This is a genomic window from Serratia sp. root2 (assembly GCF_031931805.1).
Lineage (GTDB): Bacteria > Pseudomonadota > Gammaproteobacteria > Enterobacterales > Enterobacteriaceae > Serratia > Serratia inhibens.
The window spans coordinates 274,823-287,794 of record NZ_JAUJXB010000003.1; the positions used below are offsets into that span (position 1 = coordinate 274,823).

The 12,972-nt window shown below is 55.7% G+C and carries 11 protein-coding genes; 3 read left to right on the forward strand and 8 right to left on the reverse strand.

Annotated features, from left to right (window positions below; translation table 11 throughout):
• Nucleotides 1-115: 115 nt before the first annotated feature.
• From arsC to QZQ97_RS17395, 3 genes are read right to left on the reverse strand one after another with little or no spacing between them, the layout of a single operon-like run.
• Nucleotides 116-469 carry an arsenate reductase (glutaredoxin) gene (gene arsC / locus QZQ97_RS17385; protein WP_311994459.1) on the reverse strand — a complete coding sequence of 118 codons (354 nt, stop codon included), beginning with the start codon at nt 467-469 and terminating at the stop codon, nt 116-118.
• A 20-nt stretch (nt 470-489) separates the two neighbouring features.
• Nucleotides 490-1,959, reverse strand: a complete 1,470-nt coding sequence (locus QZQ97_RS17390; RefSeq protein ID WP_311994460.1) for a beta-barrel assembly-enhancing protease — start codon at nt 1,957-1,959, stop codon at nt 490-492.
• Nucleotides 1,960-1,988: 29 nt separating this feature from the next.
• Entirely contained in the window at nt 1,989-2,177 is a 189-nt protein-coding gene (locus tag QZQ97_RS17395; protein WP_311994461.1) for a hypothetical protein, read from the reverse strand.
• 166 nt (nt 2,178-2,343) lie between these two features.
• Between QZQ97_RS17395 and QZQ97_RS17400 the strand changes: the two genes are divergently transcribed.
• Together QZQ97_RS17400 and QZQ97_RS17405 are read left to right on the forward strand one after the other, a co-directional pair.
• The gene (locus tag QZQ97_RS17400; protein ID WP_311994462.1) at nt 2,344-2,883 is read left to right on the forward strand and encodes an RrF2 family transcriptional regulator; all 540 of its coding nucleotides are present in this window, start codon (nt 2,344-2,346) and stop codon (nt 2,881-2,883) included.
• 164 nt (nt 2,884-3,047) lie between these two features.
• Nucleotides 3,048-4,256: an NAD(P)/FAD-dependent oxidoreductase gene (locus tag QZQ97_RS17405; protein WP_311994463.1), complete on the forward strand. Its 1,209-nt coding sequence runs from the start codon at nt 3,048-3,050 to the stop codon at nt 4,254-4,256.
• Between the two features lie 95 nt (nt 4,257-4,351).
• On the opposite strand, the gene QZQ97_RS17410 is transcribed toward QZQ97_RS17405, so the two are convergent.
• On the reverse strand, nt 4,352-4,558 hold the full coding sequence (locus tag QZQ97_RS17410; RefSeq protein ID WP_006316883.1) for a DUF2767 family protein: 207 nt from the start codon (nt 4,556-4,558) through the stop codon (nt 4,352-4,354).
• Nucleotides 4,559-4,587: 29 nt separating this feature from the next.
• Nucleotides 4,588-5,043, reverse strand: coding sequence for an Lrp/AsnC family transcriptional regulator (locus QZQ97_RS17415; RefSeq protein WP_004951866.1), 456 nt, complete (start codon nt 5,041-5,043; stop codon nt 4,588-4,590).
• A 208-nt stretch (nt 5,044-5,251) separates the two neighbouring features.
• On the opposite strand from QZQ97_RS17415, the gene QZQ97_RS17420 reads away from it, so the two are divergent.
• Complete coding sequence (locus tag QZQ97_RS17420) at nt 5,252-5,869, forward strand: LysE family translocator (protein WP_311994464.1); 618 nt, start codon at nt 5,252-5,254, stop codon at nt 5,867-5,869.
• Nucleotides 5,870-5,935: 66 nt separating this feature from the next.
• Here the strand turns inward: QZQ97_RS17420 and QZQ97_RS17425 are convergent, their stop codons facing one another.
• From QZQ97_RS17425 to QZQ97_RS17435, 3 genes are all read right to left on the reverse strand, one after another.
• A complete protein-coding gene (locus QZQ97_RS17425) occupies nt 5,936-8,224 on the reverse strand; it encodes an FdhF/YdeP family oxidoreductase (protein WP_311994465.1) in 2,289 nt (762 codons plus the stop codon).
• A 265-nt stretch (nt 8,225-8,489) separates the two neighbouring features.
• Nucleotides 8,490-11,264 (reverse strand): ATP-dependent Clp protease ATP-binding subunit, encoded by a 2,775-nt coding sequence (locus QZQ97_RS17430; protein WP_311994466.1) that lies wholly within the window; start codon nt 11,262-11,264, stop codon nt 8,490-8,492.
• A 262-nt stretch (nt 11,265-11,526) separates the two neighbouring features.
• On the reverse strand, nt 11,527-12,492 hold the full coding sequence (locus QZQ97_RS17435; protein ID WP_311994467.1) for a Dyp-type peroxidase: 966 nt from the start codon (nt 12,490-12,492) through the stop codon (nt 11,527-11,529).
• Between the last annotated feature and the right edge of the window lie 480 nt (nt 12,493-12,972).

Below are 12,972 nucleotides of genomic sequence, written 5' to 3' on the forward strand. Positions count from 1 at the left end.
TAGCAGGAAGAACCAAAAGGGATGATGAAAAGTATTTATATAACAATCAATTAAAAATAGCCCAGGTAAGGGCTATGATCATAATCTTGGTCAATGGGGGCTACCGGAGCGGCGTTTACAATATCTCCAGCACCTGCTCCGGTGGCCGGCCGATACGCGCTTTACTGCCTTTGACCACGATAGGGCGTTCGATCAGCTTCGGATTCTCCACCATTGCCGCCAGCAGTTGCGCTTCGCTCAGCGTTTCATCCGCCAGCTTCAGTTCTTTGTACAGATCCTCTTTTTTACGCATCAACTCGCGTGCGGAGCTGAAACCCAGTTCCTTCAGCAGTTTCTTCAGCTCTTCCGCCGACGGTGGCGTTTCCAGATACAGCACCACTTCAGGCTTTACGCCGTGCTGTTCCAGCAGCGCCAGGGTTTCGCGGCTCTTGGTACAGCGTGGGTTGTGGTAAATAGTGACGTTTTTCATTTAATTCATCCTTATGAAAATCAGCTGCGCTGGTACTGGCGGAAACGCTCTTGCAACTGGCGCAACTGGTCGATGCGCGCATCATAGCGCGCCTGTTTCAGGCTACCGAGTTTTTGCAGCGAACTGGCGTTGCTGAGCAGGCCGATCGCCTGATCGAGCCGACCGGTTAGCGCCAGGCTCTCGGCGCGGGCGGAAAGCTCTTCATCGCGCAGCCCCTGTGCGGCGCTGGCCTGGGCCAGCAGATCCCAGGCGTTGGGATCGTCCGGATGGGCGAAGGTGTAGCGGTTAAGTATTTTTGACGCCTGCGCCGGCTGGTTGCCTTCCACATAGGCGTTGGCCAGATTGAGCTGCAGTACCGGATTGTTGCTCTGCGCGGCGTTGGCGGCCTGTAGCCGCGCGATGGCCTGCGGCGCGCGTTTCTGACCGAGATCGATGTCGGTCATCAGATCGAGCAGCCAGACGTTTTTCGGATCTTGCACCAGCAGCGGCTGAAGGATGTTGCGGGCGTCGTCGTATTTTTTCGCCTCATAGAACAGGATGGCGCGGCCGTATTTGGCGGCCATCTGCTCGCGCACGTTGCCTTTGCTGTAGGTATCGAGCAGCTCTTCATTCAGACCGTAACCTTCCGAACTGTACATGCCCAGCGAACGCACCTTGGCCATCAGGTAATCCTGTGTGGACTGCACCAGGTGCTTGGGCATTTGGTTGGCGCGGTTGCGCGCATCGGACAGGCGGCTGTCGGGCAAGGGGTGCGTCAGCAGCATTTCCGGCGGCTTGGAGGCGTAGCGCGATTGGTCGGACAGTTTCTGCAAGAAATTGGGCATCGCTTCCGGATCGAAACCGGCGCGTTGCAGCACCTGAATGCCGATGCGGTCGGCTTCCTGTTCATTCGATTGAGTAAAGCTGATCATGCCCTGCTGGGTACCGGCCAGCGTGCCGCTCAGCGCCGCCATGCCCATGGTCGGGTTGGCCATCGCCAGCAGGATCGAACCGAGGGCGCCGACCCAGGTCAGCGGGGCATTGCGCTGCTGGTCTTCCATTGCCCGCGCCAGATGGCGCTGGGTAACGTGCGATATTTCATGTGCCAGCACCGAGGCCAGTTGGCTTTCGTTGTCGGTTTCACGGAACAGGGCGGAGTGCAGCACCACGTTGCCGCCAAAGAAAGCGAAGGCGTTGATTTCGTCGTTGCGCACCAGATAAAAATGGAATGGCGTACGCACCGAATAGGCGCTCGCCACCAGCCGGTTGCCCAACTGGTTGATGTATTGGGTTAGCAGCGGATCGTTGATCAGGGGCGCGCTGGCGCGTAACTGGCGCACATAGAAATCCCCCATTGCCAGCTCCTGGCCGATGCTCAGGGTGCCGCCCGCAGAGGTGCCCATGTCCGGCAGTTGATCCTGGGTTTCCGCCTTCGCCGGCGCCATCGCTGTGGCGTTGATCGCGCCGAGCAACAGTACTGCAATCGCTGTTTTGGTCAACCGGGTGGTCATAGTCAGGCCTTTCCCTTAAATAGTCATCTCTAAGACGTCAGCATCACATAAGAGTTCTTCTTCCGTGCCGGGCTCGCCAAAACAATCGGCGCGAAAGTGCGGTGGCTCACAAAACGGCACGCTGCAGCGCCGTTTAAACAGATCACATCATAGTCAGCCGCAGGCGACAATGAAACTTCCGTCAGGGAATAACCAGGCAAAAAAGTTTTATTTTTCATTTCTGAATCCCCGCTTCTATCTCGCTGCGTACGCCGTTCCCTTTTCGATTGATTCAGGTCATACGATTAAACACGGATAAAGTTTGTCCTCGTTTTTATTGACAAGATAAACGGAGACTAATATAGTCTGTGTTATTGAAGGCCACATCATACTGAAGACTCAAAAATGGCGTACATCACAACCAGCGTTGAATATGGTATCCACTGTTTGCTCTGGCTGGTCGGCGATAACCAGCGCGCCCTCAGCAGCCGTGAGCTGGCAGAATTGCAGGGGGTTTCCCCCAGCTTCCTCGCCAAAATATTTCCCAAACTCGAAAAGGCGGGGATAGTTGCGGCCAGCGAAGGGGTGCGCGGTGGTTACCGGTTGGCGCGCCCGGCGGATGAAATCAGTTTCCTGGAAATCATCGACGCCATTGAAGGGCACAAACCCTTGTTCGACTGTCAGGAAGTGCGTGGCCGCTGCGCCGTATTCGACAATTCGCCGCCCGACTGGGCGGTTTCCGGCAAGTGCGCAATCCATGCCGTGATGCTACAGGCGGAAAAAGCCATGCGCGACGCCCTGGCGGCGCAAACTCTGGGTGCCGTTGCCACCCGTTTTGGCCGCAAGGCACCGCAAGGCTTCTTCAGCGAGGTGAATATCTGGATCGATGAACGCATGAGCGGGCGCACCACCCGCAGCGGCAAACCGGCGCGCACCAAGCCCTAACATCGCCGCACTGCTTCCCTGAAAAGACTCTTTTTTCCCGCCTCTCCGGAAGAGGCGGGGGCCCTTCTGCACCCTCTTGACGGGTGGCGGAGCGGCGCTGTTCGTCCGGAAAACGTCACGGGCAGCCTGAAGGCCCGGTTATCTATCTTTGAAGGAGTAAACCAATGACGCAGAAAATAGTGATCGCCGGTTCGGGTTTTGCCGGGTTTTGGGCTGCCGTTTCCGCCATGCGCGCCATCGCGATTGCCGGTAAAATCGGGGATATTGAGGTGACGATGGTATCGCCGACGCCAAATGTCACCATACGACCACGCCTCTATGAGGCGGTGCTGGAAAACATGAACCCGGACATTTCCTCCCAGCTTGCCGCCGTCGGCGTACATCATCTGGCGGGTCTGGTGGAGCAGGTTGATACCGCGAGCAAATCTCTGGTGGTTCAACAGGCCGACGGGCAAAAAATCACCCTGGGTTATGACCGCTTTGTACTGGCGACCGGTAGCCAGCTGTTTGTGCCTGCGGTGCCGGGTTTTGCAGAATACGGTTTCAACGTGGATACGCTGGAAAACGCGCAGCGCCTGGATACCCATTTAAAAGCGCTGACCAATAAAGCGGAAACCCCTGCGCGCAATAGCGTGGTGGTGGTCGGCGGCGGGCTGACCGGGTTGGAAAGTGCCACTGAGATGCCAATGCGGTTACGCGACATTTTGGGCAGCGAAGCGGATATTCGCGTGGTGATTGTTGATACCGCGCCAGAGGTCGGTGCCGCAATGGGCGCGGAACCCGCCGCGGTGATCCAGCAGGCGCTGGCAGAATGCGGCATCGAGTCGCGGGCCGGAGTGCGCGTCACTGCGATGGATGCAGACGGCGTTACGTTGTCGAACGGCGAACGCATCGCGGCCAACACGGTGATACTGGCTGCGGGCATGCGAGCGCATCCGCTCACTGCGCAGATCCCTGGCGAACGCGACGGCAGCGGGAGGGTGATCGGCGATGCATACCTGCGTGCACCGGCGGCGGCGGGCGTCTTTGTTACCGGGGATACGGTGAAGGCCGCGACCGACGATTGCGGCAACTACAACGTGATGTCCTGCCAGCATGCCATGAGCCTCGGGCGCGTTGCCGGCCATAACGCGGCGGCGGAACTGACGGGGCTGCCGGTGCACCCTTACAGCCAGCCGAAATATGTCACTTGTCTTGATCTCGGCCCTTGGGGGGCGCTCTACACCGAAGGGTGGGATCGTCAGGTACGCTTTACCCGGCAGGAGGGCAAAAAGATTAAGCAGGAGATCAATACGCAGTGGATCTATCCACCGGCACCGGACCGCGACGCGCTTTTCGCCGTTGCCAATCCGGACTTTGTGATTGTGCCCTGAATGGCATGCGGGAGCGGAAACGCTCCCGTTTTATTGCCGGTTTCCCGCGGGTAAAAAAGAACGCGGCCAAACCCCGGTTTTTATCCTCGGCACTGTTATCGCTCCAGCCACTCGATCGCCAATTCGCGCGCTTCATCCAGGCCGACATCCCGGCCTTCGCGGGTAATCGCCGTTTTGAGCTCATTAATCACGTCCGCTTTTTGCGTTTCACGCTCTTCATTGGCCAAGGCCAGGAACGCATCGCCTACCACCGTACAGATGCCGATGTATAAGGCTTTTGAATCCTCGAAACCACTGCTCATCACTGTTTCCTCTTGGGGTTGATTTGAATCTACAACGGCAGAAAAGGCCGGTCTTGCACCACGCTTTTCATGACCAGTGTGGAGGTAAGGCGCTGTACGCCGGGCAGGGCGGAAAGCCGTTCGTCGTAAAGCCGCTGAAATGCCGGCAGATCGCGGGCGATGACGTGCAGCAGATAGTCGGGGTCGCCGAACAGCCGCTGTGCCTGGATAACCTGGGGAATGTCCAGCATGGCATTCTCGAAGGCTTCAACGGCCTGACGATCGCCCTCCCGCATTGTGACAAACACCAACGCAGAAAAGTTAAAGCCAAGGCAGCCGGGATCGAGGTGCGCGCGGTAGCCCCGGATCACGCCGGATTGCTCCAGAGCGCGTACCCGGCGATGGCAGGGGGAAACGCTGAGCCCTATCCGGTCAGCCAATTCGGTAACGGAAAGACGCCCATCGAACTGGAGTTCAGCAAGGATTTTGCGGTCGATCTTATCCATTTGGAATAATTTCCCTCAATCTGCAATTTATACGCAAATAATTGAAACCACATTCTAACAACTTGGGGATATTCTTTTCAATAATTGAACAATTTTGGACATTCCTGGCTTTTTGAGCCTGAAAGCAGTGTCCTGCGGAGGAAAGTGAAGTGATAAAGCGGATAAGCCCACCCACCGCGCTGCGGTGGCCGCAAAAGGCGTCGCACACATGACGCCGGCTATTTTTGCCGCCTTTTGGGCGGTATCCATGCTGTTTGTCATTACGCCGGGGCTGGACTGGGCGTATATCATAGCGGCAGGCATACGCGGACGGGTGGTGGTGCCTGCGGTGGCGGGTTTGCTGTTGGGGCATCTGATGGCGATAGCGATCGTGGCGGCCGGCGTGGGCGCGCTGGTGGCGGGCAATCCGTTGGCCCTCACGGTATTGACTCTGATTGGTGCGACTTATCTGTTATGGATCGGTTTCAACATGCTGCTTGATCCCCCCGCGCCCAATGCGGGTGAAGGGCAGTCGTCCGGCTCCTGGCTGCGTTGGGCCGGTAAAGGGATTTGCATCAGCGGCCTCAATCCCAAGGTTTTTCTGTTGTTTTTGGCGCTGTTGCCACAGTTCACCGATGCCAATGCCGCCTGGTCGATCCCGATGCAGATCCTCGCGTTGGGTCTGTTGCATCTGGTGAGCTGCGGGCTGGTTTATCTGCTGGTGGGATGGGGGTCGCAGTCCGTATTGCAGACGCGTCCGCAGGCCGCCCGTGTCGTCAGCCGCATTTCCGGCGTTGCCATGCTGTTTATTGCTATCGGTTTGCTCGCCGGGCAGGCATTCAAATAGAAAAGGGGGTGAATGTGACTTCACCCCCTTCAATGCAGACTCATTAACGACGAATCTATTAAACCGTTAGCTGGCCGTGGCGTGAGTGACGCGAACCGGCACCGATTTATAAGACGGAGTGCCGCTTTCCTTGTCGATATAATCCAGCGGAACCAGAACGTTCGCCTCAGGATAGTAGGCGCCGACGGAGCCTGGAGCGATGTTGTAGGAGATCACCGTGATATTTTCCAGCCGCAGTTTGCGCCCGGCCACGACGGTTTCGATATCGACCAGATCACCATGTTCCAGGCCCCGCTTCTCAAGATCGATGTCGTGCATGAACAGAACATCGCGACGGCCAAATACGCCTCTATAACGGTCATCCATTGCGTAAATAGTGGTGTTGTACTGGTCATGGCTGCGCAGGGTGATTAGCCGCAGCACGTCGTCGCCCTGAACCTCGGCATCTTCTTCTACGCCGCTGAACACCGAGAACATGGCTTTGCCGGTTGGCGTCGGCCATATGCGCTCGGTTGGCGGCAGCGGCATACGGAACCCGCCGGGTTGTGCGATACGCTCATTGTATTTATCGAAACCGGGAATGGTTTTTTCAATCAGATCGCGAATGATGCTGTAATCGGCCACCAGTTCCATCCAGGGCACCTTGCTGTCTTGCAGGGTTGCCTTGGCCATACCGGCGACGATCGCCGGTTCTGAAAGCAGGAACGGGGATGCCGGTTTCAGTTTGCCGGAAGAGGCGTGCACCATCGACATGGAATCCTCCACCGTGATCGACTGGCGACCGCTGTCTTGCATATCCAGTTCTGTACGCCCCAGGCAAGGAAGGATATAGGTTTCCTTGGCGACCAGCAGGTGTGAGCGGTTGAGTTTGGTACCGAGATGGACGCTTAAATCCAGCGATTTCATCGCCGGGAAGCACAGATCCGGGTCCGGCAAGGCCACGGCAAAGTTACCGCCAAGGCAAATCAGTGCTTTGGAGGTGCCTTCCACCATGGATTGCATGGCTTTTACCGCATCATGCCCATGCTCTTTCGGGGCGACAAAGCCGAACACGTTTTCCAGATTGGTCAGGAATTCTTGCGAAGGCTTTTCAGTGATGCCGACGGTGCGGTTGCCCTGAACGTTGGAATGGCCGCGCAGCGGGCAGATCCCGGCGCCGGGCTTGCCGATATTGCCGCGCATTAACAGCAGATCGGCAATCAAACGTACGTTTGCCGTCCCTTTGTTGTGCTGGGTAATGCCCATGCCGTAAGTAATGATCGTGGCTTTGGATTTCGCATAGGCCAGCGCGACCTGCTCCAGATCTTCCTGAGTCAGGCCGCTCTCCGCTTCAATGTCTTGCCACGAGGTGGCGGCCAAATCCGTGGCGAATTGCTCAAAGCCGTTGGTGTGTTCGGCAATGAAATCACGGTCGATAACGTTGCTGCCCGCTCCCTGCGCGGCGTCATATTCCAACAGCGCCTTGGCGATCCCTTTCAATGCAGCGGCGTCGCCGCCGGCTTTAACCTGGTAATAGGTGGAGGCAATATTGGTGGAGCTGTAGGTCGCCATCTCGATTACGTTTTGCGGATCGGCAAAGCGCTCAAGCGCGCGTTCACGCAGCGGGTTGAAGACGATAATCGGTATCTGGCGTCGTGCCAGTTCATGCAGGGTACCCATCATGCGCGGGTGATTGGTGCCCGGGTTGTGGCCAATGGAAATCACCAGTTCGGTGTTGTCGAAGTCATCCAATGACACCGTGCCCTTACCGATACCGATGGATTGCGGCAAGCCAACGCTGGTCGGTTCGTGACACATGTTGGAGCAATCCGGGAAGTTGTTGGTACCGAATTCACGGGCAAACAGTTGGAACAGGTAGGCGGCTTCATTGGACGCGCGGCCGGAGGTATAGAATTCAACCTGATCCGGCGACTGCATGCCGCGCAATAGTTCGCCGATGCGCTTGAAGGCATCATCCCATTCGACCGGGCGCAGCGTATCGCTGGCGCTGTCATAAACCAGCGGATGCGTCAGACGACCGTAGCCTTCCAGTTCAAAATCCGTTTTTTCCAGCAGGGAGGTCACCGTGTTGGCCGCCAGAAACTCCGGCGTTACCCGCTTGCTGGTGGCTTCCCAGGTTACCGCCTTGGCGCCGTTTTCGCAGAACTGGAAGGTCGAGTGGTGCTCCTTGTCAGGCCAGGCGCACCCAGGGCAGTCGAAGCCGTCCGGTTGGTTGGTCCGCATCAGCGTGACCGGCGCTTCGAAGGTTTCCATTTGTGTTTTCACGGCGATAGCCGTCGCTTTCAAGGCGCCCCAGCCACCCGCAGGTCCATCATAGGGCCGAATTCCGGGAACGGCGCGTTTCTTCTTCATCATATGAACTCCTACCACCCCTGAGTGGGCGATATCTTATTGAGACAGGTCTATTCGGTGTTCCCCTCGGGAGGCGGGATAACCGACAACTATTATTGCCGCCTGATAATGGCTGCGTGCGCTTTGCCATTTCTCTGTCTGCACCGGCGGCCAGACAGAGCGGGTGCTCAGGCGGCAATAAATCTTTTACGGGTGACTCACTGGGCGTGAAAAAGACGTCTGGCAACTTCACGCCCGATATTCCGCCGCCGCAAGACGGCTTTTTAGCTTATGCCTGCGGCTCCGCAGGCGTTTGCGGCCCAGCCTGAGCAACAGGCGTTTCTGGCGTTGTCGGCGGGGCTGGATTCTCCTTGCTCGTGGGGATCAGTTTGTTAAACACGACCTTGTTCGTTGTTTGATCATAGCCAATCTCGACGCTGTCGCCCGACTTCAGGTTGTCGCCAAGAATTTCTTTCGCGAGGCGGGTTTCCACTTCCTGGCGGATCCTGCGTTTCAGTTCGCGGGCGCCAAAGTCAGGCTGATAGCCCACGTCCACCAGGTGTTCCACCAGAGAATCTGCAATATTGAGGGTGATATTCTGAGCCGCCGCCGTACGCGTTAAATGCTCAAGCTGGATATTCACGATTAAACGAATATTTTCCTGAGACAGGGAGTTGAACACGATGACTTCATCGATGCGGTTCAGGAACTCAGGGCGGAAGTGGCCCTTGAGCACTTGCATCAATTCGTCGTGAATCGTCTTGTCTGACTTGCGTTCCGCCTCCGGTAGCGAGGCGTTATTCATGATCACCGCAGAACCGAGGTTGCTGGTAGCAATGATGGTGGTGTTGCTGAAATCGACCACGCGCCCTTTACCGTCCGTCAGGCGGCCATCATCGAATACCTGCAGCAGCACGTTGTAGACGTCCGGGTGCGCTTTCTCGATCTCGTCGAGCAAAATTACGCTGTAAGGGCGGCGTCTTACACGCTCGGTTAACTGGCCGCCTTCGTCATAACCCACATACCCTGGAGGGGCACCGATCAGACGGGCAACGGCATGGCGCTCCATGTATTCCGACATGTCGATACGGATAATGGCCTGTTCGTCACCGAACACCGTTTCGGCGATGGCCTTGGCCAGCTCGGTTTTGCCGACGCCGGTAGGGCCGAGGAACAAGAAGGTGGCGATAGGGCGGTGTGCCTGGCTCAACCCGGCGCGCGACAGGCGTACGGCGTCGCTGACGGCTTCGACCGCATCATCTTGCCCGACCACGCGTTCACGCAGTTTGTCTTCCATATTGAGCAATTTTTTCCGCTCTTCCTGGGTTAACTCAGTCACCGGGATGCCGGTCAGGCGCGACACCACTTCAGCGACGGAAGACAGGGTGACTTCCAGCGTCTCCGAACCCGTTTTGCGCTGCCAGGCTTCCGTTAACTCTTCAAGGCGCGCCCGTTTGTCACTAATTTGCGCTTCGAAGCTTTTAACGTCGTCAAATTTTTTACGCGAAGACGCCGAGTCTTGCTCGCGTTTCAGGTGGGCGATTTCCGCTTCCAGTTCCTGAATATCAGCCGGCCGGGAGGTGGCGGAAATGCGAACGCGGGCCGCCGCCTGGTCAATCAGATCGATGGCCTTGTCCGGCAAGAAGCGTGACGTGATATAGCGATCGGACAGTTCGGCCGCCGCGACGAACGCTTCATCAACAAAGGTCACCTGATGGTGCGCTTCCAGTTTGTCGCGCAGACCACGCAAAATGACGATGGTCTGGTCGACGGTCGGTTCCGGTACCAAAACCGGCTGGAATCGACGTTCAAGCGCAGCATCTTTCTCGATATGTTTTTGGTATTCGTTGAGGGTTGTGGCGCCAATCAGGCTCAGTTCACCGCGCGCCAGCGCCGGTTTCAGTACGTTGGCAATGTCCAGACCGCCTTCGCCGCCGCCCTGACCTGCACCGACAATGGTATGGAGTTCGTCGATAAACAAAATCAGTTCGGCATTTTTCTCGCTGACCTCATCAATCAACTGTTTGGCGCGTTCTTCGAATTCGCCGCGGTATTTTGCGCCCGCCACCATTGAGTTGATATTTACTTCGACCAGGCGCTTGCCCCGCAGCACTTCGGGCACGTCACCTTTGACAATGCGCTGCGCCAGCCCTTCCACTATGGCGGTTTTGCCCACGCCAGGCTCGCCGATCAGCACCGGGTTGTTTTTCTTGCGACGGGCAAGCACTTCAATGGTACTTTCAATCTCCTGCGCGCGGCCGAGCACCGGATCCAGCTTGCCCTGGCGCGCCATTTCAGTCAGGTCGCGGCCAAACTTATCCAGCGTTGGCGTGCCCGTCGGGGTATCGATACGGCCGTCTTCCGCACCTTTACCCACAAGCTTCACCACTTTCTGTCGCAGAGCGGCAGGGGTAACGCCGTATTTTTTCAACAGGGCGCCGGCAATGCTGTCCGGCACTTCACTGAGCCCGATCAGTAAATGCTCCGGGCCAACATAGGAATGGCCCAAATCGCGGGAGGCCTGGAAAGCGTACATGAAGGCCTTTTTCAGACGTGGGGAAACCGTCATGTCTTCCAGAGTAGCGCCGGTTTCGGCGGCCCCCTTGTAAGCATGCTGGTCAATGTAGGCCTTGATGTCCTGCGGCGACAACTTGAGTTCTGTCAGCAGGGCGGAACAGACATCGGTATCCGCCAACACATACAGCAGGTGCTCGGTATCAAGTTCACTGCGGTGCAGTTCATGCGCTTTTTCTGCCGCGCGTTGCAGCAGCTCAAGCGTTTGTTTGCTGAAGGCATCGGTGGCATCGACGGATTCGCGCGGGACTTCCGCAGAGAACCCGGACGTTTCTTCCGCCGCTTCGTCTTCGGTTAACTCATTAAAGAAACGCGATAAGGCGCCGCCGCCACCCAACAGGGAGTCGAATGGATTGAGAATGTTTTGATGGCGCGTTAATTGCCGGTAATCGTAATCACAGATGGCAATGGATTTCCTTTGACCATTTTGCATCACTGTCACACGGCCCGATGCCGGACGAGCATGACAAATATCACATAAAATAGGCATGGTGAATTAACTCCTATCAAGTTAAAGCGATTTAACTTCAATAAAACAGGCGTTTTAGATATGTCTGTTATTTATTTAATCTTGTCGGATTAAATAATGACGTTGACGAACTTGATGCCGGCTCCTTAGTGGTGATGGTGAGTTAAGGCATCGTTATCACAATGCCGGTTTGCGAAATGAAGTGCATCCGGCATTTTTCAGTAAAATGCTGGATGCGTTACTCTTTAATTGTCTTTTAATGATTTTTTCGCCAGTCGTTACGTCAATGACTATTGGGCGGCACACTGCGCGTCGATAACTCTTCTAATAATGTCAGCGACGGAATAAAGAATAAACCGCCGGTGACGGCATGGCTGAAGTCGAGTAAGCGGTCATAATTACCCGGCGGAAGACCAATAATCATATTTTCAAGCATTTGTTCTATCGGCGCCGGGGATCGGGCATAGCCGATAAAGTAGGTGCCGAACTCGCCCATGCCGGGTCTGCCAAATGGCATGTTATCGCGCAGGATCTTTACTTCGTTACCGTTTTCATCTTCCAGCGTGGTGAGCGAACTGTGGGATGAGGACGGTTTTACGTCGGCATCCAGCTCAATATTGGATTGTTTATGGCGGCCGATAATGCCCTCTTGCTGTTCAACGGTCAGCGAGTTCCAGCCTTTCATATCATGCAGATACTTCTGCACCAAAGCGTAACTGCCGCCGGCAAAGGCCGGGTCTTCCTCACCCACCACGGTGAAGTCGATGGCTCCGCGGCCCTCGGGGTTTTCGGTACCGTCGACAAAGCCGATCATGGCGCGTTGATCGAAATAACGGAAGCCCTGGACTTCATCCACGACGGTGACGGCATCGCCGAGTTTGTTCAGCAACTGGGTCGCCAGCTCAAAACACAGATCCATTTCTTCGGCACGAATATGTAACAGAATGTCACCGGGTGTAGCGATGGCGACGCGGCCACCGGATCCTATTTCACGAAAAGGATGCAATTGCGCCGGGCGCGGAATGCCGAAAAGCGTATTCCAGGCGGTGGAACCGAATCCGCAGACGCATGACAGCTGCCCAGCCGGCGCTCTTTTTGCCACCGAACGCACCACTGCCGACACGTCGGCACACCAGTTACGTACGGTGGAGTGGTGTTCCGGCGTATTTGTTATTGTCGCGACAATGAAGATGGCACTGCGCGTAACAGGGCTAAAAACTGCCTGTGAATCATCATAATACGTGCTCATAAGTCGTCTACCATCCAGTAAAGGTTAAATATGATATTTAAAAAGCAACAATAACTGATGTAAAACGCATTAAATATAGAGCTACCTTTTTTACTTTGTGTTGTCAATGTTGATACAACCTTTCCAAATAGCATATCAAAACTTAACAGGGTGCGTGATAGATTGTATCTATTGCGCAATAAAATTAACCAATTTGACGAAATGTTATTGGCAGGTAAAATTACTTCACAAAGCGGGGAGACTGAGAAAAACCAACAGATTATTAGCTGAAAAAGGGGCGGCGGTAAGTTGATAAGATTTGCAGTTAAAATTTAAAATAAAATCATCTACATCGACTTTGGCGTAGCAAGGCTAATTAATTCTCCTGATTCTGTCCATGTTTGTGTCCATAAACCAACCCTTGGGGCACCCGCAGACCTGTTTCGCTAAAAAATACGGCCAGGGAAAGAAAATTAAAAAAATTACCGGGATTAAAAACAA